Consider the following 21,753-nt stretch of genomic DNA (forward strand, 5'->3'; position numbering starts at 1 on the left):
GATGAAACGTCTGTCGCAGTGTGTCATGGCCATCTGCCTCCTGCTGGTAGCAGCCACCGCCTGGGCTGCCAATGACACGCCTGTCGGAACCTGGCGGCAGATTGATGATGTCACCGGCAAGCCCAAGTCCATCATCCAGATCACCGAAGACAACGGCCATCTGCAAGGCAAAGTGATGCAGGTATTGCTTTCGGACGATGGCCCGCACCCGCTCTGCAAGAAATGCGATGGTGCACGCAAGAACCAGCCGATCGAAGGCATGGTCATCATGTGGGGGGTCAGCAAGGACGGCGACGTATGGGACGGCGGCAAAATTCTCGATCCCAAGAACGGCAAGGTATATAGCGTCAAGTTGAGCCTGACCGATGGCGGCCAGAGGTTGGACGTACACGGTTACATCGGCTTCTCCCTGTTCGGCCGCAGCCAGATCTGGGAACGCATGCAGTAGTGCCCATCCGCCTCCTCTTTGCCGATAAAGAGCGGTTCATCAGGGGATGCACCTTAGTCGCGATACATCGCGTGACTCGCATCGATGGCTAAATGCATCCCCAAAGCACACCTTGCTCGTGGTTTTTAGCCAGCCGTCCAACTAAGCCGGGCAGTCGCCCAGGAAGCATGCAACTTTCTTCGGCGCCAAGGCTTCCATGGACTATGCATGGCCGAGATGTTTGCAAGTGGGCACAAATGTCCCGCTGCCACTCTTGCTATGGCTATTTGCTCTGCTTCATTCCAAGCCTGTGAACCATCACGGCAAAAGCCAGTGCCTGCAGTGATTTAAAAGCTGCACACGGCAAAGCGCTTTTCTCAGACGAATACCCGCGCCGTGCCATAATGCGCAGCTTTCCAGCCAGCGCTGCAACCATGCCCCGACGCCTTCTTGTCACCCACGCTCTGCCCTACGCTAACGGCCCGCTGCACCTGGGGCATATGCTGGGCTATATCCAGACCGATATCTGGGTGCGCGCGCAGCGAATGATGGGTAACGAAGTCTATTTCGTGGCAGCGGACGATGCACACGGCACGCCAATCATGCTGGCGGCGGAAAAAGCGGGCGTATCAGCCGAGGCTTTCATCGGAGGAATCCGCGCCGGCCACGAAGCCGACTTCGCGGATTTCCACTTCAATTACGACAATTACTACACCACGCATTCGACGGAGAACCGCGAGCTCGCCTCGCAGATCTACACCCGGCTGCGCGACGGCGGCTTCATCGCCAAACGCGTCATCCAGCAACTGTATGATCCCGACAAGCAGATGTTCTTGCCGGATCGCTACATCAAGGGTACCTGCCCGGTATGCGGCACGCCCGACCAGTACGGCGACAATTGCGAAAACTGCGGCGCTACTTACGCTCCCACCGAGCTGATCAATCCATACTCGGTCGTTTCCGGTGCCACGCCTGTGTTGCGTGATTCGGAACATTACTTCTTCGAACTGAGCAAATTCGAATCGCTGCTGCGCGACTGGTTCGCCGGCAAGCTGACCGGCGGTGCGCAAGTTGCCAATGCCGGCGTGGCCGCCAAACTCAAGGAATGGCTGGACGGCGGCCTCAAGGATTGGGACATCTCCCGCGATGCGCCCTATTTCGGTTTCCCCATTCCCGACGCACCGGGCAAGTTCTTCTACGTGTGGCTCGATGCACCGGTCGGCTATCTGGCCAGCTTCAAAAATCTTTGCGATCGCACCGACCTGCTGTTCGAGGATTTTCTCGCACCGGACAGCAGTGCGGAAATGCATCACTTCATCGGCAAGGACATCATCAATTTCCATGGCCTGTTCTGGCCGGCGATGCTGCACGGCGCGACATTCCGCACGCCTACCGCGCTGCACGTCAACGGCTATCTCACCGTCAACGGCGCGAAGATGTCCAAGTCGCGCGGCACCTTCATCCAGGCACGCACCTACCTCAATGCCGGATTGAATCCGGAATTTCTGCGCTATTACTTCGCCACGATGTTGAGCGACGCACCCGTTGATGTCGATCTGGATCTGAAAGCGTTCGAAGAGCGCGTCAACTCACATCTGATCGGCAAATGGGTCAACATCGCCAGCCGCACGGCCGGGTTCGTGCACAAGTTTTTCGATGGCCGCCTCGCTGCGAGCTTCTCCGAGGAACAAAACGAGCTGTGGCGCGTATTGCTTTCGCATTACGAAGATGTTCCCGCCTTGTATGAGCGCGGCGAATTCGCCGAAGCCATGCGTCGCTTCGTGCTTATGGCAGACCTCGTCAACGGCCATATTGCCGTCAAGGCGCCGTGGGTGATGGCCAAGAACGACGCACAGCGCGATGAACTGCATCAAGTGTGTTCGTTCTCATTGGCAGCGTTTCGTTTGCTCGGCGCGCTGCTTAAGCCTGTACTTCCTGCAACGGCGGAAGCCGCCGAAGCATTCCTGGCGGCGCCCATCGCCGACTTCGATTCCGCCTACGCCACCCTGCACAACCACACCATCCAGGCCTTTGAACCATTGCTTTCACGCATCGATCCCAAGTGCATCGCGTTTATGATTGAAGCGTCGAAAGAATCACTAGGCTCCAAGCCTGAATCCGAAAACGCTGACAAAAAAACCGCAAAGAAAACAAGCAAGCCTATGACCGACACCACAACTGCTGCACAAGACTCCGCCATCATCAGCATCGACGACTTCGCCAGGCTCGACCTGCGTGTCGGTAAAGTTCTGGTATGCGAATTCGTGGAAGGTTCGGACAAACTGCTGCGCTTTGAATTGGATGCTGGCGTGCTCGGCAAGCGCCAAATCTTTTCCGGTATTCGTGCCGCCTACGGCGAGCCGGAAAAGCTGGTGGGGCGCAATGTGGTATTCATCGCCAATCTTGCGCCGCGCAAGATGCGCTTCGGCATGTCCGAAGGCATGATCCTCTCCGCAGGCGATGGTGGCAGCGACCTGTTTCTGCTCGATGCTGACCAGGGCGCGAAACCGGGGGCGACTGTACGTTGATTACTCGCAGGCGTGCTCCCCACTGGGAAGCACGCGAGCTCTCGAACCGGGATGAGCAGCCAAGCCTGCAAGAAACTCAAGCGAGACCATGAGTACACTCGTTGACCGCATTGATGCCCTGCTGCCACAGACGCAATGCGAGCAATGTGGCTACCACGGCTGCCGCCCCTATGCGGAAGCGATGGCTCATGGCGAAGCGGACATCAACCAGTGCCCACCTGGCGGCAGCGAAGGCATTGCCAAACTGGCTGCCTTGCTCAGCCGCACGCCACTGCCGCTGAATCCTGAGAACGGGATCGAAAAGCCACGCACACTCGCACGCATCGTGGAAGCCGACTGCATTGGGTGCACCAAATGCATCCAAGTCTGCCCAGTCGACGCGATCGTCGGCGCCAACAAACTCATGCATACGGTGATTGCGGACGAATGCACCGGTTGCGAGCGTTGCGTTCCGGCTTGCCCGGTGGATTGCATCGTGTTGGAACCGATGCCTCTCGGCCAAGCGAATGATCCCGTGCACGCCGACATGGCACGCCACCATTTCCAGCGCCGCGAGGCCCGCCTCACCCAACAGCACACACAGCGTGAAGCGGAATTGGCGACGCGGAAAGCGCAGGTGCATGGTGCCGGACAAAACCTGCTCGACGTGCTGGCACGCGCCAAAGCAAAGAGACAGGAGCCGAAATCGTGAAGAAAGCGGACGTGGTCGAACTGTTCACGCGCCTGCGCGAACTCAATCCGCATCCCACCACAGAACTGGCCTATACCACCCCATTCGAACTGTTGGTTGCCGTGGTGCTCTCCGCCCAGGCCACCGATGTTGGCGTAAATAAGGCCACGCGCAAACTTTTCCCGGTGGCCAATACACCGCAAGCCATCCTCGATCTTGGCGAGGAACAGCTCAAACGTTATATCAGCACGATCGGTCTCTATAACGCGAAAGCCAAGAACGTGCTCGCGCTATGCCGCATCCTGGTCGAACAATACCGTGGCGAAGTTCCCGACAGCCGCGAAGCGCTCGAAGCGTTGCCCGGTGTCGGACGTAAAACGGCCAACGTCGTACTCAACACGGCATTCGGTCATCCAGCCATCGCCGTCGATACGCATATCTTCCGTGTTGCCAATCGCACCGGACTGGCGCCTGGCAAAGACGTACGTGCCGTGGAAAACAAACTCGAAAACGTCGTGCCTGTGGAGTTCAAGCACGATGCGCATCATTGGCTGATCTTGCACGGGCGTTACGTCTGCAAGGCGCGCAAACCTGACTGCCCGCAGTGCGTGATCTGCGATCTCTGCCGCTATAAGGACAAGACGAAGTAAGACTGGCACCCCAGCGGCGCATCGGTCTTTCAGATACCGAAAAGCAAACGGCGGGCAAAAGCCCGCCGTTTCTCCGTCCTTAGGTCGAACTCCCTTCCGATAAGTGTTGCAACGATACGTGTCCCGCTTAGAACGGGTAGTAACGGATACTGGTGAAGAACATGTTGTCCGAGGCCTTCGGCGCATTGCCAAAAGAATCGGTGTACAGCTGGCGGGTGGTGTGCGAGTACTGCGCACCGAAGCGCACCTTGCCGAACTTGCCCTGGTAGAACGACCACCAGAAACCGAGTGTTTCCTGGGCGATCTGGCGAGTCTGGCCATTACAATCGCTGGCCTCACCGTAAACGCTGCACTCGGAGTTGATGTAACCCAGGATGGCGCTGCCGTAGCCGTAGGGCTTGCCGTTCGCACCCGTCGTCAAGTAGGTGTCTTGCTGTTCGCGACCGCCGGACAGATACACATCCCATGCCGACGAAGGATGCCATACAAGGCTACCCAGCAGCATGTTTTCCTTCAGGGCGTACAGCGAGCCCGACGGACTGACGGCCACATCATTCAGGCCGGCCGTACCGTAACGGCCAATGCCCTTGCCGGTCATGCCAGAAAACTGGAATTCGAGGGTCTTCGGCACCAACGGCAACACCATGCCGAAACCAAAACCGCTACCGCTCGTGGTCTTGTTGGTCGGCGTAGAAACACCGGTAAACGAGACGCGCGAGTCGAATTCGCGCGACAGGCCGAACACTTCGTAATGGCCAAAACCCGGGTCGGCCGCGAACTTCACGATCAAGTCAGGACGGTCGTTCAGAGACACCGAGTTGCTGGAGGCGTAATTGGCGCCCGCCGGGATCGTCACCGTGGTTGATGAGTAATAACCGGTACCCTTCACACCAGCAACGCCAGCGGTCTGCGGATTTTCCACCGACACCGCCAACCACCACATTTTGCCCCAGTCCTTCACGAGGCGCAGCTGGGTCTGACGAGCCCAGGTGAAGCCGGGTACGTACTGTGCGTCGATCGTGAGAGGCGTGACATTCGTATCTGGCGAGATGCCCTTGCCGTTGAGGGTCAGCAGCGACCACGTCTGACCGGCCAGTGCATGCAGGCCGTAGGTATCCCAATCCACATTGGTGAACAAATGACGGATGCGGGGGTTGAACGAGTTGCTCTCGTTCATGTTGGCCGTCTGGGCACCGCCCAGGAAGTCCATTTCGTAGTAGCCGGTGACATGCGTTTCGTCGTTGATGTCACCCTGCGCCTTGATCGACAAGCGGCTCTGGCGCGAGCTGTAGGTGAACTGGCTGTTGCTCGCGTTCGCCGATGTAGCCGGGAACGGAACGGAGGAATATTTGCTGGCCACGTCGTCGGCGGTGTCGCGCGAGCGATAGATCGATTCTGCCGCCAGGAAGCCGCCGAAGGTCCACTTCACGCCGCCGCTGCCGCCAAAGATATCGCCGTGCTTGGAAGCAAGATGCTGCTCGGCCTGCTGCACTTGCGTCTGCGTGGCTGCCACCTGCGCCTGAGTCGTCTGCACGGCCTGCACAGTCTGTTGCTGGGCCTGCTGCTGAGCAGCGGACTGCGACTGCAGGTCCTGAACCTTCTGCTCCAGTGCTGCGATCTCGGCCTTCATCTGCTCTAATTCGGCCGCACTAACCGTCACTTTCTTATGTGATGTCTGAGCTGACACAGCGGTAACGCTGGTCAAGCCCAAACCGGCAGCGATCGCCACCGTGAGCATCTTGGAACGCATGTAGTTGTCTCCGCTTTAATCAATGGGACCGCAATGACATCCCAGTTGACTTCCCCTGGATGCATCCGCGGTTGGGCGCATGATCAGGCGACAGCTTTACCGTTAGATGGATGTTATGTGACAGATCAGTGACAAACCATACGGTTCGTCATCCAGGTCGCCCATTCATGCGAGCTTCGAACCGTGCGAACCGGGACCGACTGGTATGCTTGCCTGATGGAGCAACTCAATAACAGTCTGGCGGCCCGCATGGCCGACCGTTTCCGTGGCTTTTTGCCGGTCATCGTGGACGTGGAAACCGGTGGCTTCGACGCAGAGCGCGATGCTTTACTGGAAATCGCGGCCGTCACGGTGGGGATGGATCAGGAAGGTCATCTTTACCCGCATCCCGTCGTGTCAACCCATGTGGAGCCCTTCCCTGGCGCCAACATCGATCCACGTGCCCTGGAAATCACCGGCATCGATCCCGACAGTCCCCTGCGCGGAGCGCTTGAGGAACGTGCGGCGCTTGACCATATCTTCCATGCAGTGAGAGCGGCCGTGCGCAGCAACGAATGCCAACGCGCGATCCTGGTAGGACATAACGCCGCATTCGATCTCGGCTTTCTCAATGCCGCTGTGCGTCGTGTCGGACACAAGCGCAATCCCTTCCATCCTTTTAGTTGCTTCGACACCGCTACATTAAGTGGCCTGCTGTTCGGGCAAACCGTATTGAGCAAAGCCGTGCTGGCCGCGGGCTACAGCTTCGATTCGCGCGAGGCGCACTCCGCCGTCTACGACGCCGAGCGCACCGCTTTGCTTTTTTGTCGCATCGTCAATCGGCTGCGTTCACTGGAATTACTTGAGCTGGAACGCGTGGGTTCCGTGCTTCCGTGACGGGCTTCACATGTCAAGAATTTGCGGCTGTCATCAAGATGACACATTCATCTCATCTCATTGCAACACCTAACCTCTGCAATACACGGGTAGCAGGCATTTGTTAGCCACTTCCCTCCAAAAGGAGCCACTGTGTTGAACTCACTGAAACTTCCGTCTCGCCTCGGCACGCTTGCCATCGCAGTTGCCGCATCTCTGTTTGGCATGACGGCCCACGCCACCGACATCACCGGTGCGGGCTCCAGCTTCGTCTATCCGGTTATTTCCAAGTGGTCGGCGGCCTACGCCGAAAAGACCGGCAATCACGTCAACTATCAGTCGATCGGCTCGGGCGGCGGCATCGCCCAGATCAAGGCCGGCACCGTCGACTTCGGCGCATCGGACATGCCGCTAAAGGCAGAAGACCTGGCCAAGTTCGGCCTGGGCCAGTTCCCTGATGTAATCGGTGGCATCGTGCCCGCGTTCAATGTTTCCGGCGTCGCTGCCGGCAAACTGGTGCTCGATGGTTCCACGCTCGCCAATATCTACCTCGGCAAGATCACCACGTGGAACGATCCGGCCATCGCCAAGCTCAACCCCGGCGTGCACCTGCCCAGCGCCAAGATTTATGTGGTGCATCGTTCGGACGGTTCGGGCACCAGCTTCAACTTCACCGACTATCTGTCAAAGGTAAGCCCCGAGTGGAAGTCCAAGGTGGGTGAAGGTACAGCGGTGCAGTGGCCGACCGGCATCGGTGGCAAGGGCAACGAGGGTGTGTCTGCCTACATCAAGCAGATCCCGAACTCGATCGGTTATGTGGAATACGCTTACGCGCTGCAGAACCATATCGGCTACGCCAGGATGAAGAACGCGGCCGGCAAGGTGGTCGAGCCGAATACCGCCAGCTTCCAGGCTGCTGCCGACACGGCCGACTGGAAGAGCGCCAAGGACTTCAACCTGCTGATGACCAATGCCCCGGGCGCCGAGGCATGGCCGATCACCGCTACCTCGTGGGTGATCATGTACAAGACGCCGAAGAACGCCACCAACAGCAAGGTTGCCTTCGACTTCTTCAAGTACGCTTATGAGCATGGCCAGGCTGCAGCTCGCTCGCTTGACTACGTGCCGCTGCCCAACTCGCTGGTCGAGCAGATCGAAAAGTATTGGTCCAGCGAATACAAGATGTAAGCTGCGCGCTGTCGCAAGGACAGCAGCAGTGTGATCCTGCGACGCGCGCAACATCCTGTTGCGCGCGTCGTGCTGATTGAAACCGACTGCGGAAAACGCCCAAGCATGTCAGCCATAAGCGCCGAACCGCTCGCCCGCGATCCCGAACATCGTTCGCGTACCGATGCCCGTCATGATCTCCTGTTCCGGTGGCTGCTGCGCTTTTGCGCACTCCTGGTGCTTGCGGCCCTGCTGGGCGCTGCGTTGTCCACACTGTGGGGTGGACGTGAAATCCTGTTCAAGGATGGCTGGCATTTTCTGACCAGTTCGGAATGGAATCCCGTTGACAATCAGTACGGAGCGCTCGCGCCCGTCGTCGGCACACTGGTGACATCACTGATTGCGCTGATGCTCGCCGTGCCGGTGAGCTTTGGCATCGCCCTCTTCCTTACCGAGATCGCACCGGGCTGGATGCGCGGTCCGGTCGCTGCCGCCATCGAACTGTTGGCAGGCATTCCTTCGATCATCTACGGCATGTGGGGCTTGTTCGTCTTCGTCCCATTCATGTCCAGCATTGAGCCTTCACTCAACAATACGCTCGGCAATATTCCTGTCATCGGCGCACTATTTCAGGGGCCGCCGCTCGGCATGGGCCTGCTCACCGCGGGCATCGTGCTGGCGGTGATGATCCTGCCGTTCATCTCCTCCGTGATGCGCGAGGTGTTCCGGACCGTACCGGCACGTCTCAAGGAATCGTCCTACGCATTGGGCTCCACCACCTGGGAAGTGGTGTGGGACATCGTATTGCCGTATACCCGCTCGGCGGTGATCGGCGGTATCTTCCTGGGCCTGGGCCGTGCACTCGGCGAGACCATGGCGGTCACCTTCGTGCTGGGCAACTCGTACAACATGACGTCCTCGCTGCTGATGCCCGGCACCTCCATCTCCTCAAGCATCGCCAACGAATTCAACGAAGCGGTAGGCCTGCACCGGTCCGCGCTGATCGCCCTGGGTTTCCTGCTCTTCGTAGTGACCTTCATCGTGCTGCTGATCGCACGTTTGATGTTGCGCCAGCTCGCACGCAAGGAGGGTCGCTGATGTCCATGATCTACACCCGTCGACGTATCACCAACGTCGTCGCGCTGGCGCTCAGCGGGTTCGCTACTCTGCTCGGCTTGATCTTCCTGGTATGGATCTTGTGGATAACGGCCGATAACGGCCTCGCCGCGCTGAAACCCACGCTGTTCACCAAGATCACGGCGTACGGCCCGGACGGCGGCCTGTCCAACGCCATCGTGGGCAGCTTGATCATGGATCTGATGGCGCTGCTGATTTGCGCTCCGATCGGTGTTCTCGCCGGCACCTATCTGGCTGAGTACGCCAACTCCACCAAACTGGGCTCCTCGGTGCGCTTCCTCAATGACATCCTGTTGTCGGCACCGTCGATCGTGCTCGGCTTGTTTGTCTACGTGATTGTCGTGGTACCAACCACCAACCTCACCGATGGCCGCATCAGCTTCTCCGGTTTTGCCGGCAGTGTGGCACTGGCCTTGATCGGCCTGCCCGTGATCGTGCGGACCACCGACGAAATGCTGCAGCTCGTTCCTGGCACCTTGCGCGAAGCTGCACTGTCGCTCGGTGTGCCGCATTGGAAGCTGACGGTACAAGTACTGATGCGCGCAGCGCTCTCCGGCATTCTCACCGGCGTCCTGCTGGCCCTCGCCCGCCTGGCCGGCGAAACCGCACCGTTGCTCTTCACGGCGTTCGGCAACACGTATATGACGGTGCATCCGCTCGACAAGATGGCGAGCATGCCGCAGACGATCTATCAATACACCAACGATCCGGATCCGGCGCTGCATGCCATCGCCTGGGCTGGCGCGCTGCTGATTACTCTGTTCGTGCTGGCCCTAAGCCTGCTGACCCGCATCATGTTTTCGCGCAAGAAGGTGAGCTATGAATGACCTCGCCGCCGCTGCCGCGGCTCCCCTGACCGGCGCTGCCGCGCCCGCCAAGATCAAAGTGCGCGACGTGCACTTCTACTACAACGGATACCATGCGCTGAAAGGCATCAACATGGATATCCCGGAGAAGCAGGTCACCGCTATTATCGGCCCCTCCGGTTGTGGCAAGTCGACGCTGCTGCGCATCTTCAATCGCATCTACGCGATTTACCCCAAGCTGGAAGCCGCGGGATCGATCGAACTGGATGGCGAAAACATCCTCGACCCGGGCTACTCCATGAACCGCCTGCGCACCAAGGTCGGCATGGTGTTCCAGAAGCCGGTTCCATTTCCGATGACCATCTTCGAGAACGTGGCCTATGGCATCCGTCACCACGAGAAGCTGTCACGCGCGGACATGGAGATGCGGGTCGAACAAGCGCTGCGCAGCGCGGCCTTGTGGGATGAGGTCAAGGACAAGCTGAAGCAGAGCGCGCTGGGTCTCTCCGGTGGCCAGCAGCAGCGCTTGTGCATCGCACGCGGTATCGCCCTGCGTCCGGAAGTGCTGCTGCTCGACGAGCCCACCTCCGCCCTCGATCCGATCGCCACCGGCCGTATCGAACAGCTGGTGGAAGAACTCAAGCACGAATACACCATCGTGATCGTCACCCATAACATGCAGCAGGCGGCGCGCTGTTCCGATCGCACTGCCTTCATGTACCTGGGTGAGTTGATCGAGTTCGACAACACCGAAAAGATCTTCACCAAGCCAAGCAAGAAGCAAACCGAAGACTACATCACCGGTCGCTTCGGCTGATCCTAGTTTGATGACTCCCTCTCCTTTCTGAGGAAAGGGCTGGGCTGAGGGGCCACCCTCGCACGCAATCCCTCTCCCATTACCGAACCGCAAGAGGCATCCCATGAGCGGCAGCAGCAAGGAACACATCATCAAGAGCTACGATGACGAACTGATCCGCCTGACCGGCGAACTGGTTCGCATGGGCGAGTTGGCGGTGAGTCAGTTGGAGGCAGCCATCGATGTCGTCGATCGCCGCGACGAACGCGCGGCCCAGCACGTCGTCAACAATGATGACGCGATCGACCAGTTGGAGCAGGAAATCAGCCACGATGTGGTGCGCCTGCTGGCTCTGCGCGCGCCGATCGCCGGTGACTTGCGCAATGTATTCGCAGCGCTACGTATCGCTGCGGATATCGAGCGCATCGGCGACTACGCTGCCAATGTCGCCAAGCGTTCCATTCCGCTATCCATGGCTGCACCGCTTACCCCAACCGGCGGTCTCGCGCATCTTGCCGAACTGGCTGCTGAAGAGGTTCGCGAAGTGCTGCGTGCCTACCGCGATCGCGATGCCGAACGCGCCTACAAGGTATGGCAGGACGACGTAGAACTCGACGAGGCCTATACCGCCTATTTCCGCGAGCTGCTTACCTACATGATGGAAGACCCGCGTGTGATCACACCTTGCACGCACCTCCTCTTCATGGCCAAGAACATCGAACGTATCGGCGACCATGCCACCAACATCGCCGAAAACGTCTGGTTCCAGGTCAAGGGCGAGCCACTGACCGCGCAACGCGATAAACGCGACCTTACCTCCAATCCGGAGCCGGTCAATCTAGGCGACCGTCCGCGCTGATCGCCAGAAACGCTTCAAGACGATATTGAAGGCCCGGGCTTGATCCCGGGCTTTCCGTCATGAATCGCCTCGCGTAGTGTTTGAACGTTCTCGTCCGATTTATGGGACGCATCGATCTGACATTACCGAGGATTCCCGGCATTGAACGCTCACCCTGCCCGTTCATCGCATTCCAGTCCGACTCAGGCCAACTGGCCTGGCGTGCTGTATGGCTTGATGGCCGTTACCGGCTGCGTGTTCGCCTTTATCGGGCTATCCCGCAACAGCCTATGGGCGGATGAGCTGTACACCCTGCAGCTGATCGACCATCACCGCGGGCTCGGCGAAGTATTTCATCGCGTACTGGCAGACGTTCATCCGCCCCTGTACGACTTCTTTCTGTACGAGTGGGTACAACTCGCCGGCACCCAGGAATGGGCCGTACGCTTGCCTAGCGCGATGTTCGCTGTAACCGCAGTGATCACCTTCGCCGTCAGCATGCGGCAGTGGTTCAGCGGCACTGCCATCGCCTTCGCATGCGCAGTTGCCACCACATCCATGTTCTGGTTCGTGCAAGCCCAGAATGCGCGCAACTATGCGCTGGCCATCATTATCTCTGCCGCGCTGCTTGCCGTAGCAATCCGCGTATATCAAAAAGCGCGCACTCAACCAGGCTTTCCAGTCGGTAGCTGGCTGTGGCTCACCTTACTCGGCGTTGCAGGCAGCCAGGTACACCCGTACATGCTGCTTACGGTAGGCATGTTGTTGCTGTTCGTGATGATTGCCGTGCGCGGATGGCCATTGCGCCTGGCCCTGTGCGTTTCCGGCGCGCTCGTGCTGGGTTTGTACGTCGGCTTGCTGTGGCTGATGACGCATACCTCTGCACACGATTTCCATAACACCTGGTACAGCAACAAGCCCAAGTTCTTCGTCTCGCAATTGCGGCGAATTCTGTTCAATTTCATGGACCGCCAGGCAGCCGTGGTCGTCCTGGCATTGCTGCTCTTGGCATGGCTACGGCGCCCGCCCGGTCACTCGACCATGAAAGCCTTGGATGATCACACTATGCGCTGGGCCTCGCGCCTCTGCGGTGTCGTGTGCATGGGCGTGATTTTCACTGGCATCCTGGTATCGCTGCTGATTGCCCCCTCGTTTTCGTACCGCAATGTACTGGTCTGCGCGCCATTCGGCTGGTTTTTGCTGGCGAAACTCTATGACGCGTCCGGGCCACGCGCCGATACCCGTTTGAGTGCAATCGGCGCGGCAGCTATCGTCGTGCTGCTCGGATCACAATGCCTCGTGCTGATACGAGGGCGAATGCTGCCCTCCAACGAGCCCTGGCGCGCTTCTGCGGCCTATGTGCAAGGCCTGCCAGGCTGCGCGGAGGCGACCCTGCCGGTCGTTACGTTCCCTGGCACTTATGGCTCGGGCATGAGTCCAGGAGTGCATGCCATGATCGAACGAAACTACTACGGGTATTATCTGCCGCCCTCTTACCGTCCCTACGCGTATCTTCCTGATGCCCTGGTCCAGCACTTTGCCGAGCCACCTCAACAAAGCACTGTCTCGTGTCCGGTTATAGCCTGGGGCTTGCACGACATGGCGGATGAAGGGAAAGCCCTGGCACTGGCCAAACAACTGGCTAGCCAGGCTGGAGTGGTCAATCACCAAGTTGTTGTGCAGGAATTCGTGGCCTATCAGCTGAACTGGTTGTCGTGGAAACCTCAGCCAAGTGCTTATGTGTTTTTGCGCGCTACGCCAGCCACCCTCCGCACGCCCCCCTCCCTACCGGACGGCACGGCAGTCGATCAAAAATACGCGCTTGGCGACCGGTTGCTAGTGAGCTTCCATCCATCGGCTTCGTCTGCAGCGAGCGCCTACGAAATCCAGCAGTTCCACGCACATCATCCATAACCTCACGGATGCGCTGCTCCTTATTGGGAGAAGCACGCTTCTTTCACGCTAGCTATCGCGCCGTTTCAAGGCGTCACGTTACGCGCTGCCTCGCGCAACTCCCGGCGCACTCGCGCGCTGCGTGCGATGCCGTAGATACCGATCAATAACCACGCAGCTTCCATGAAGAAAGCCGGGGCATTGAACGAGCCGAACACTAGCGAAAGCATCACGCCCAGCGCACCCAGCACATTCATGAGTTGGTAGACCAGTCCATTGCCATGCAGCTTATGGGCCTGTAACAGCAAATAGGCCAGTAGCATCAATGCAACACCGGCATAACCCGCACAGTCATACCAATGGAACGTCATCACACACTCCTTTGACGTAACGCTTCGAACAAAACGATGCCGGCAGCCACGGAAACATTCAGGCTTTCCATGCTCCCCGGCATGGGAATCTTGGCCACGAAGTCGCACGTCTCGCGGGTTAGCCTGCGCATGCCTTCGCCTTCGCTGCCCAGCACTAGCGCCACCGGCCCTTTCAGATCAACATCGTAAAGAGATTGGTCGGTATCGCCTGCCAAGCCAGTGATCCACACGCCGGCATCCTTCAGCGTACGCATGGCTCGCGCAAGATTGGTGGCCGCGACCAGTGGCACACGATCCGCACCACCGGCCGATGCGCGCCGCACGACTGGCGTGATGCCCACCGCACGATCCTTTGGCACGATCACCGCCGTCACTTTCGCCGCTGCCGCACTACGCAGACAGGCGCCAAGGTTATGCGGATCGGTCACGCCATCCAGTACCAATACCAATGCATCGTGCCCGGCTTTCTCAAGCAGCTCGGACAAGTCATTCTCGCCAGCCAAAGGAGGAGCCTGATAGAGCGCCACAATGCCTTGATGACGCGCCTCGCCCGCTACACGATCCAGCTGTTCGCGCGGGCGATGATGTACTGGGATCTTCAGCGCCTTGGCCTGCTCGGCCAAGGCCTGCACACGCGGATTACGCTGGCCATTTTCCACCAGTACTTCGCGAACCCGCTCCGCATCGTTGTTCAATGCGCCCTCGACCGGGTTGATACCGACAATCCAACTCTCGCTCATCGTTTACCTTTCGATGTCTTCGAGCGGCCCTTGGCCGATCGCGACGTATTCTTGTTTACCGCCGGTGGCTTGCCGCTACGCGGGGACACCGCCTTGCCTATCGGTTCCTTTCGATCGGCCTTGGCCGATTTGCGTTTCGACCCACCGCTTTTTGCCGGGGGAGGCGTCGGCACGCCCTGACGTCCCGACGGCAAGGAATAACGTTCACCGGCAGCCGCGTAGTCATAAGCTCGCGGAGTTGTTGCAAGCGACGCAGCCGTTTGCACCGATTCGGATGTCTTTTTCTTTGTCGGTTGCAGCAGGCGAAAATCAATCTTGCGGTCTTCCAGGCTTGCCCGCAGCACCTGCACGCGTACGTGATCGCCCAGGCGAAACTGCAAACCGCTACGTTCACCCTTCAATAAATGGCGTACCGGATCGAAGTGGTAGTAATCGTTGGAGAGCTGGCTGATATGAACCAGCCCCGATACCTTCGACTCATCCAGTTCGACGAACAAGCCGAACGACGTCACGCCTGTCACCACACCATCGAATGACTCGCCGACGTGCTTGGCCATCCAGGCACAACGGAAACGCTCGTCCACGTCCCGCTCGGCCTCTTCGGCACGGCGTTCGCGTTGCGAACAGTGCACGGCCATCGAGGCCATGGCCGCATCGCTATACACGTAGCCCGAGGGTTTGCCGCCCTGCACGGCATAACGGATCGCCCGATGCACCAGCAAATCGGGGTAGCGGCGAATGGGAGAGGTGAAATGCGCATACGCGCTCAAGGCCAAGCCGAAATGACCGCGGTTATCCGGCTGATAAGCAGCCAGGCTTTGCGCACGCAACAACACGGATTGGATCAATTCGCGTTCGGGACGATCCCTGACCATGCGGAACACATCCGCAAAATCACCGGGCGTCACTTCCTCCACCGGTGGCATACGCAATTTGAATTCGCGCAGGAACTGTTGCAGGTCTTCGTATTTCTCGGCCGGCGGTGTCTCATGCGCGCGGAATAAAGCAGGAATCTTGCGCTTGGCCAGGAACAACGCCGCCTGCACGTTCGCGGCGATCATGCATTCCTCGATCAACTTATGCGCATCGTTGCGCTCCGTGGCACCGACCGTCTGCACCTCGCCTGTGGCGTCGAGGTGGAACTTTACCTCCGGCGTTTCGAAATCGATCGCGCCGCGGCGCCGTCGTTGTTCGGCCATCGCCTTGTACAAGGCGTGCAGATTTTCCAACTGCGGCAGGACATCCGACAACTCTTGCCGGGCATCCTCATCGGCAACGCCAATGACCTGCCACACCTTGTCGTAAGTAAGACGCGCGTGAGAGCGCATCACCGCATCGTAAAACCGGGAACGCACCACGTCACCTGCGGTATCCACTTGCATATCGCACACCATGCACAGGCGTTCCACATTCGGGTTGAGCGAGCAGATGCCGTTGGAAAGAGTCTCCGGCAACATCGGCACCACGAACCCTGGAAAGTAAGTGGATGTGCTGCGTTCGTAGGCTTCCTTATCCAAGGGGCTGCCGACCGGTACGTAGTGCGAGACGTCGGCAATCGCCACAATCAGCCGCCAACCGCCGCCTCGGCGTGGTTCCGCGTAGACGGCATCATCGAAATCCCGCGCATCCGGACCATCGATCGTCACCAGCGGCAATTTGCGCAAATCGATGCGGCCTTCACGCTCGGCAGCAGTGACTTCCGGCTCCACTTCTTCGGCTTCGCGCAGCACTTCCTTCGGCCATTCATGCGGCAAGTCGTAACTGGCAATCGCCATGTCGACCAGCAAGGAGGGTTGCAAGCGCTCGCCGAGCACGGAGCGAATGACACCCAGCGGCCCGCGATAAGGTGTCGGCGGATCAGTGATTTCCGCTACCACGATCTGGCCCGAACGTGCGCCCTGCTCCTTGCCAGGTGCAATCAATATGTCTTGATGCAGGCGGCGGTCGTCTGGCACCACCAGGGTGACACCGTTTTCGATCATGACGCGGCCCACCAGACGCGATGAGCGACGCTCCAGGACTTCAACGATCGACGCCTGCCGCCGCCCTCGACGATCCAGACCCACCACGCTGGCTAGCACACGATCACCGTGCAGCACGCTGCGCATCTGGTAAGGAGACAGATAAAGATCGTCACCGCCTTCATCGGGACGGAGAAACCCATAGCCCTCGGCATTCGCCAACACCACACCCGGGATCAGATCCAGTTTGCGGGCAGGCGCGTAACCACCCCGGCGGCCAAGCAGCAATTGCCCATCGCGCACCATGGCTCCCAGTCGTTTGGTAAGCGCCTCAATGCTGTATTCGTCGTAAAGCTGTAGCGCTTCGGCAACGCGTGCCTCAGTCAGCAGTTCGCCACGTTCTTCCAGCAGGGCGAGAATGGCCTCGCGACTGGGGATCGGCCTTTCATACCGCTGGGCTTCACGCTCGGCAAACGGATCACGCTGCCGGCTGGCGGGCGGTTCCGCCATGTCGCCATGACGACGCGCGGTTTTCGCCCTCTCCGGACGGGTCTTAGGAACCTTGGCCGCCTGACGCGGCCCCTTATCTTTGCCTGGTTTTTTTTTCGTAGTCACGCCCTAGTATCGCCTTGATACATGTCTTCGATAAATGGTTTGCCCACCTGTGAAGCGTGGCGGCTGTGAAGGAGTTGACAATAAGTCAGAGGATGCCTACATTACGCGGCTCGCACAGCCGCAAAGGCTTATGCGACACCTGCCCAGGTGGCGGAATTGGTAGACGCACTAGTTTCAGGTACTAGCGGGTAAAACCGTGGAGGTTCGAGTCCTCTCCTGGGCACCACAAATGGCCGCGCAATGCGGCTTTTTTGTTGTTTAGCGTAATCGCGGCGTTATCAGCCATTCAAAACAGATCATGCAAGCGCCGATAGCCAAAACGACGGGGAACCTGCACCAGTTCGACTAAGCGCATGGACAACACCTGCGTCGCTGCCGAGGGTTCGGGCGGATGACGAAAGGCATCGCGGGAAAGCCCCGCAAGGCGGCAAGCCCGGCGTTCGCTGATGGAGAACCCATCCAGCATGCGACGGACTGCCTCGCGCTTGCGTTGCGAGGCTAGCGTTTTACCCCGAAGCCAATCTTTAAGGCTTCGATATCTAAATGCACTATTGAAACCTTATCTAACCCGGCGAGCCCGGATGAATCCATTGGCTGTCATCGTGCTAATCGTAAAACTAGATTCAGCTACCAAATAAACGGTAGTTGATGATGCTATAGAAATGCGTTGCACTGGCGCCACGAAACCTTGAGATACCCCAGTTGTCGGGAAGGCAAGATTCAGAAACGATTGTGAACCCAACCCATTGAACGTAGAAGATGTAGTGCTTATTCCACATTGCATTAATGTTGGAGAAGTCGTATTTGCAGGAACAAAGGTTACAGTCCCCGAGACATCCCAATCACCAGCCGTCAATGAAATGCTAGTGATATTTGTTGGGGTATTGCTTGTTAATGATACGCCTCTACCTGAATTGCTTATGTATTCACCAACACTTCCAGAATTAGCATTATTATTTGTGGTCGTCCCAATGATGCCGGCTGTTTGTGATGGAGTTATTGACCCGGCAGAAGAAATCGTAGTGAATGATCCAGCCTGAGATGTTAAGTCTCCTGTAAATGTGACATTTCCATAATCGTCCATCGACATTATGGATGAACTATTCGCGCTATTAACGATCTGGAATGAACCATTAAATGAGCGCAAATATTTGTTAGGCGTTGTTGCACCATTACCGGAAAGAAATATTGAGGCACCGCTAGAAGTATTACTTGTAGCAGAAACGGAAAAAGTGTTTCCACTATTTGATGTGGAATTAACCTGTACTGATCCAGTACCCTTTGGAACAAGAAGCATTGTAATATTTGGATCGGATCCTTGTACACTTAATGTCGGTGGAACGCCCGAAACAGCTTCCGTTACTGATATACCATTTGTTCCATTAGCCAATCCTGTAAGCGTAAATATAGGATTGCCATTTGAATTATTCCAAGTGACGTCATAATTCTGGAAAATTTGCTGTATTCCGGCCGCGGTTGTGGTGCCAGTGCTCAGGATTGATGATGTAGGAGTTGCCGCCGCTCCATACCATTGCAATTCATGGCCAAGACCTAATGCTATAGCTATGCCAGTGCCGGAAGTGCCTGTTGCACCACTAATTGCATTTGATCCAAATATAATACCCCTGTCATATGTAGATCCATTATTCTGAATGTTTAATGCAGCTGTCGATGGATATTGACCCGTTGGCGAATAACCACCGCCCGCCGCAGCCTGATATGTAATTGTCTGATTGCTATTTTGTTGGTATGGATCACTATCGGCTGCGCCAACATAATTCATAGTATCCGCTTCTATGCCATATGCCCCGCCTGTCGCAGAACCGGTTGTATCGCGATATCCCTCGAAATAGCCAGCCCATGCCTGACCTGATCCTGATGCACCATTATTCACACCGATGCCTGTAATTGCGATCGGCTGTGTGCCTGACTGAGCCCCTACTTGGGCTCCTGATACAAGGGTCGTTTCAGAACTGCTATTGGATGCGTTCTCCACTGCCAGCGTGGATGTTTGTACATAGCCATAGGAGCGCCCTTTGGCGAGCTGATAAGTTGTTAGCCAATCGGGCTGAGAGTTAACATTAGTGCCAAGGTTGGCGGAAGCCGAGCCTACAAAAAGACGGTCTTGGATACGGCTAACATTGGCTCCAAGATTTTGATAAAACTGCCCCGTACTTGTAGATGTCAAACTTGAGATGGTTGATACGCCGGTAAATGTAGGTTCGAAAATGATTGGCGATGTAGCCAACACCACCGGGCCTGAACCCGTTGAGCTCGTAGCACCCGTTCCGCCATTAGCCGCCGTAAGAGGTGTTTGGAGGGTGAGACTGTTGAATGTAGGAGAGGGATAAGTCTGTGCCAATGCAAGAGAAGGGCACAGTAGCGCAATGAGCCATAGCTTTTTCATGATATGAAGACCACTCCGTTGTTGTTCCACCAAACGCCGGCCGCGGCTGGCTTGCTGGTAGGAAGATTGGGAAGAGATGAAGAGCCAAGAATTTGTGAGGGTTGGCTGAGAGACATTGAGCATTTGGCCAGCTGCCCATTCTGTTCCAGCCAAATCGTCACCAACTCATTACCGGTAAGTGATTGAGGCATTCCGTAGACCATGGGAGCACTCTGAATCTCGCACACAAAAGGTGCCGAAGCGCCTTAACAGAAAAACCAAAGAGCTTGATTACATATACTCTTCGACGATCCATACGCCGGGAGCTCCTGCCCCACCTTGCGATGAGGGTCCACTTGGCCTATGCCAGCACCGCCGCCGCCCGAGCCATAACCTGTACCAGAAAATCCACCCCCACTGGATCCTTGTCCGCCACTACCAAGTGGGTTTGAGCCGCCGTGCCCCCTGATACGTAGACATCATTCATTGCAAGACCCAGCGGTCCACAACCACCACGCATCATCACCACGATATCGACATTGCTACCACTTATAGTGGGCAATGCGGAGGGAGAGGCTGGTATGGCAATACTCGGAGGTGTCCCCGTACCACCAGCAAGTCCGCCAAGGCCATCGGGTAATGAAGCGTATGATCCGAATGTGGAATCTCCCCCATTACCTTCAGGATTAGCGCCCACGGCGCCAGGCGTTCCGCCCGCGCCAACAGTTACGGAAACTGTACCAAGTGATCCCGTAACCCAGAATTCGACATAGGATCCAGAGCTTCCACCTGGAGCCACAGCGGCTTGGCCGCCTGATGTTGCGGCGACACCACCACTTGCACCGCGCCCCCCCGGAACGAGGCAATACGGCGATAATCTCTCGTGCGCGCGGCGATATTGGCACCTCTCGCACGCCTCCGTTTTTGGTCGCCGGCAACCGTACCGATTTGGGCTTTATGTCGGACCATTTGAGCCCGATGATCTCGCCAGATTGCATGGCGGTTTCCAGGGCGAACAGGAAGGCCAGCCCGGTGCGCTGCGTGGCCGTCTCCGCAGATAGACCGTCTCCAAACCCGAATGCGAGCACAAGGCGATCTATCTCGTTCTGATTGATTCGTCGACACCTACTACTGGGCGGCAATGCTGGACACTCAACGTCCTTCAGCGGATTGACCCGGAGCCATCCCCACTCCTTTCGGGCTATCTCCAGGACCGCCTTCAAGAGGTTCATCTCGCGAGCCACCGAGTCTGCGGATACCTCGCGCAGACGCCGGTCGCGCCATTCGCTCAGGTCGGATGCCTTGAGCTTCGCGAGCTTGATGCCGGCGATCTTGTCGCGTGCCAGTAACCCAAGGCGAGCCAGCTCCCATTTCTCTCCCTTGTGCTTCGGGCTTACCTTCCTAGCGTAGTCGCGCAGGCCTTCCGCCAGCAGCTTGTCAGGGATCTCGACACCGACAAGTTCAGCCTCTCGCTGAGTGGCCCATGCCACCGCCTCGGCCTTCGTGAGGAAGGATTGCGATTCCCGTTTCCCGTCGACATACAATTCGGCCCGCCAAGTGCGGCCGCGCTTCCGATAGCTCGCCATGCGCGGAATCGCGGCGCAAAGATTGGCGTAATGCCAGCGTTGTAGATAGTGGAATTACAAGAATGTGCTAGGCGTTCTTGGTCGGCTAAGCCCGCGCAGTGCATGGGATTTATGGGTTTTACACGGAAAAACGTAGGGCTAGAAAAATATGCCTAGACGCCTCTCCTGCTCCTGGGCACCAAGCGAGAGCTAAAAACAAGGCATTTCAGAATAGTTTGGACAAATTCTGGACAAGCACCCAAACCGGCCTAGCGCCGGTTTTGTCGTTTCTGGACCCGAGAGAGCAATGCGGGCGCAGGCGCTTCTTTGCGTTATGCCCATATCGTGTGTACCATACACACCATGAATTCCAAGGACCTGATCAAAGAGCTAACCAAGGACGGCCGGTACGTTGACCGGGTTGTCGGCTCACATCATGTGATGAAGCACCCAACAAAGTCGGGGCACATCACGGTCCCCCATCCTAAAAAAGACCTAGGGAACCTCTGATTTATTCCTGATCATGAGGCATGATGGCCGTGCAGCATTGCGTGAAGACGGAAGTGTGATGAAACAGACCAGCTTTGCCTCCTTGAAC

Annotated in this window: 19 protein-coding genes, 1 tRNA gene and 1 pseudogene; 13 read left to right on the forward strand and 8 right to left on the reverse strand. The window is 57.7% G+C overall.

Translation table 11 applies throughout. From position 1 onward, the window contains the following. The first annotated feature begins 1 nt into the window (after window position 1). Window positions 2-448, forward strand: coding sequence for a DUF2147 domain-containing protein (locus AC4HNJ_RS19450; protein ID WP_490481267.1), 447 nt, complete (start codon window positions 2-4; stop codon window positions 446-448). A 262-nt stretch (window positions 449-710) separates the two neighbouring features. Here the strand turns inward: AC4HNJ_RS19450 and AC4HNJ_RS19455 are convergent, their stop codons facing one another. Further along, the gene (locus AC4HNJ_RS19455; RefSeq protein ID WP_490481268.1) at window positions 711-863 is read right to left on the reverse strand and encodes a hypothetical protein; all 153 of its coding nucleotides are present in this window, start codon (window positions 861-863) and stop codon (window positions 711-713) included. Between AC4HNJ_RS19455 and metG the strand changes: the two genes are divergently transcribed. The 3 genes from metG (at window position 862) to nth (ending at window position 4,275) form a co-directional block, all read left to right on the forward strand. Then, window positions 862-2,955, forward strand: coding sequence for a methionine--tRNA ligase (gene metG / locus AC4HNJ_RS19460; protein ID WP_490481269.1), 2,094 nt, complete (start codon window positions 862-864; stop codon window positions 2,953-2,955). The genes AC4HNJ_RS19455 and metG overlap by 2 nt on opposite strands. Before the next feature lie 88 nt (window positions 2,956-3,043). Next, window positions 3,044-3,646: an RnfABCDGE type electron transport complex subunit B gene (locus tag AC4HNJ_RS19465; protein ID WP_490481270.1), complete on the forward strand. Its 603-nt coding sequence runs from the start codon at window positions 3,044-3,046 to the stop codon at window positions 3,644-3,646. Then, on the forward strand, window positions 3,643-4,275 hold the full coding sequence (gene nth, locus AC4HNJ_RS19470) for an endonuclease III (protein ID WP_490481271.1): 633 nt from the start codon (window positions 3,643-3,645) through the stop codon (window positions 4,273-4,275). Before AC4HNJ_RS19465 ends, nth begins: the two co-directional genes overlap by 4 nt. A gap of 127 nt (window positions 4,276-4,402) precedes the next feature. Here nth and AC4HNJ_RS19475 read toward each other — a convergent pair whose 3' ends face one another. Then, entirely contained in the window at window positions 4,403-6,025 is a 1,623-nt protein-coding gene (locus tag AC4HNJ_RS19475; RefSeq protein ID WP_490481272.1) for a hypothetical protein, read from the reverse strand. Window positions 6,026-6,241: 216 nt separating this feature from the next. On the opposite strand from AC4HNJ_RS19475, the gene rnt reads away from it, so the two are divergent. From rnt to AC4HNJ_RS19510, 7 genes are all read left to right on the forward strand, one after another. After that, the gene (gene rnt, locus AC4HNJ_RS19480; RefSeq protein WP_490481284.1) at window positions 6,242-6,901 is read left to right on the forward strand and encodes a ribonuclease T; all 660 of its coding nucleotides are present in this window, start codon (window positions 6,242-6,244) and stop codon (window positions 6,899-6,901) included. A gap of 204 nt (window positions 6,902-7,105) precedes the next feature. After that, a complete protein-coding gene (pstS, locus tag AC4HNJ_RS19485) occupies window positions 7,106-8,068 on the forward strand; it encodes a phosphate ABC transporter substrate-binding protein PstS (protein WP_490481285.1) in 963 nt (320 codons plus the stop codon). 105 nt (window positions 8,069-8,173) lie between these two features. Further along, a complete protein-coding gene (gene pstC, locus AC4HNJ_RS19490; RefSeq protein WP_490481273.1) occupies window positions 8,174-9,145 on the forward strand; it encodes a phosphate ABC transporter permease subunit PstC in 972 nt (323 codons plus the stop codon). Beyond that, a complete protein-coding gene (gene pstA / locus AC4HNJ_RS19495) occupies window positions 9,145-10,011 on the forward strand; it encodes a phosphate ABC transporter permease PstA (protein WP_490481274.1) in 867 nt (288 codons plus the stop codon). Before pstC ends, pstA begins: the two co-directional genes overlap by 1 nt. Further along, a complete protein-coding gene (gene pstB, locus AC4HNJ_RS19500) occupies window positions 10,004-10,807 on the forward strand; it encodes a phosphate ABC transporter ATP-binding protein PstB (protein ID WP_490481275.1) in 804 nt (267 codons plus the stop codon). The genes pstA and pstB overlap by 8 nt, the downstream gene beginning before the upstream one ends. Window positions 10,808-10,910: 103 nt before the next feature. Beyond that, entirely contained in the window at window positions 10,911-11,645 is a 735-nt protein-coding gene (gene phoU / locus AC4HNJ_RS19505; RefSeq protein WP_490481276.1) for a phosphate signaling complex protein PhoU, read from the forward strand. Window positions 11,646-11,786: 141 nt separating this feature from the next. Further along, window positions 11,787-13,538, forward strand: a complete 1,752-nt coding sequence (locus tag AC4HNJ_RS19510; protein WP_490481277.1) for a hypothetical protein — start codon at window positions 11,787-11,789, stop codon at window positions 13,536-13,538. A gap of 65 nt (window positions 13,539-13,603) precedes the next feature. Here the strand turns inward: AC4HNJ_RS19510 and AC4HNJ_RS19515 are convergent, their stop codons facing one another. From AC4HNJ_RS19515 to rnr, 3 genes are read right to left on the reverse strand one after another with little or no spacing between them, the layout of a single operon-like run. Continuing rightward, entirely contained in the window at window positions 13,604-13,888 is a 285-nt protein-coding gene (locus AC4HNJ_RS19515; protein WP_490481278.1) for a CBU_0592 family membrane protein, read from the reverse strand. Then, on the reverse strand, window positions 13,888-14,628 hold the full coding sequence (rlmB, locus tag AC4HNJ_RS19520; protein ID WP_490481279.1) for a 23S rRNA (guanosine(2251)-2'-O)-methyltransferase RlmB: 741 nt from the start codon (window positions 14,626-14,628) through the stop codon (window positions 13,888-13,890). The genes AC4HNJ_RS19515 and rlmB overlap by 1 nt, the downstream gene beginning before the upstream one ends. Next, window positions 14,625-17,099 carry a ribonuclease R gene (gene rnr / locus AC4HNJ_RS19525; RefSeq protein WP_490481286.1) on the reverse strand — a complete coding sequence of 825 codons (2,475 nt, stop codon included), beginning with the start codon at window positions 17,097-17,099 and terminating at the stop codon, window positions 14,625-14,627. Before rnr ends, rlmB begins: the two co-directional genes overlap by 4 nt. A 246-nt stretch (window positions 17,100-17,345) precedes the next feature. Here rnr and AC4HNJ_RS19530 point away from each other — a divergent pair. Further along, window positions 17,346-17,430, forward strand: a tRNA-Leu gene (locus AC4HNJ_RS19530). Between the two features lie 66 nt (window positions 17,431-17,496). Here AC4HNJ_RS19530 and AC4HNJ_RS19535 read toward each other — a convergent pair. The 3 genes and pseudogenes from AC4HNJ_RS19535 to AC4HNJ_RS19545 form a co-directional block, all read right to left on the reverse strand. Continuing rightward, a pseudogene (locus AC4HNJ_RS19535) lies at window positions 17,497-17,750 on the reverse strand (IS3 family transposase); the annotation flags it as partial. A gap of 13 nt (window positions 17,751-17,763) precedes the next feature. Next, the gene (locus tag AC4HNJ_RS19540) at window positions 17,764-19,611 is read right to left on the reverse strand and encodes a beta strand repeat-containing protein (RefSeq protein ID WP_490481280.1); all 1,848 of its coding nucleotides are present in this window, start codon (window positions 19,609-19,611) and stop codon (window positions 17,764-17,766) included. Between the two features lie 665 nt (window positions 19,612-20,276). Continuing rightward, window positions 20,277-21,176 (reverse strand): tyrosine-type recombinase/integrase, encoded by a 900-nt coding sequence (locus AC4HNJ_RS19545; RefSeq protein ID WP_490481281.1) that lies wholly within the window; start codon window positions 21,174-21,176, stop codon window positions 20,277-20,279. A 342-nt stretch (window positions 21,177-21,518) separates the two neighbouring features. Between AC4HNJ_RS19545 and AC4HNJ_RS19550 the strand changes: the two genes are divergently transcribed. Further along, complete coding sequence (locus AC4HNJ_RS19550) at window positions 21,519-21,665, forward strand: type II toxin-antitoxin system HicA family toxin (protein WP_490481282.1); 147 nt, start codon at window positions 21,519-21,521, stop codon at window positions 21,663-21,665. Window positions 21,666-21,753: the final 88 nt, after the last annotated feature.

The organism is Dyella sp. SYSU CM1112 (assembly GCF_058216415.1).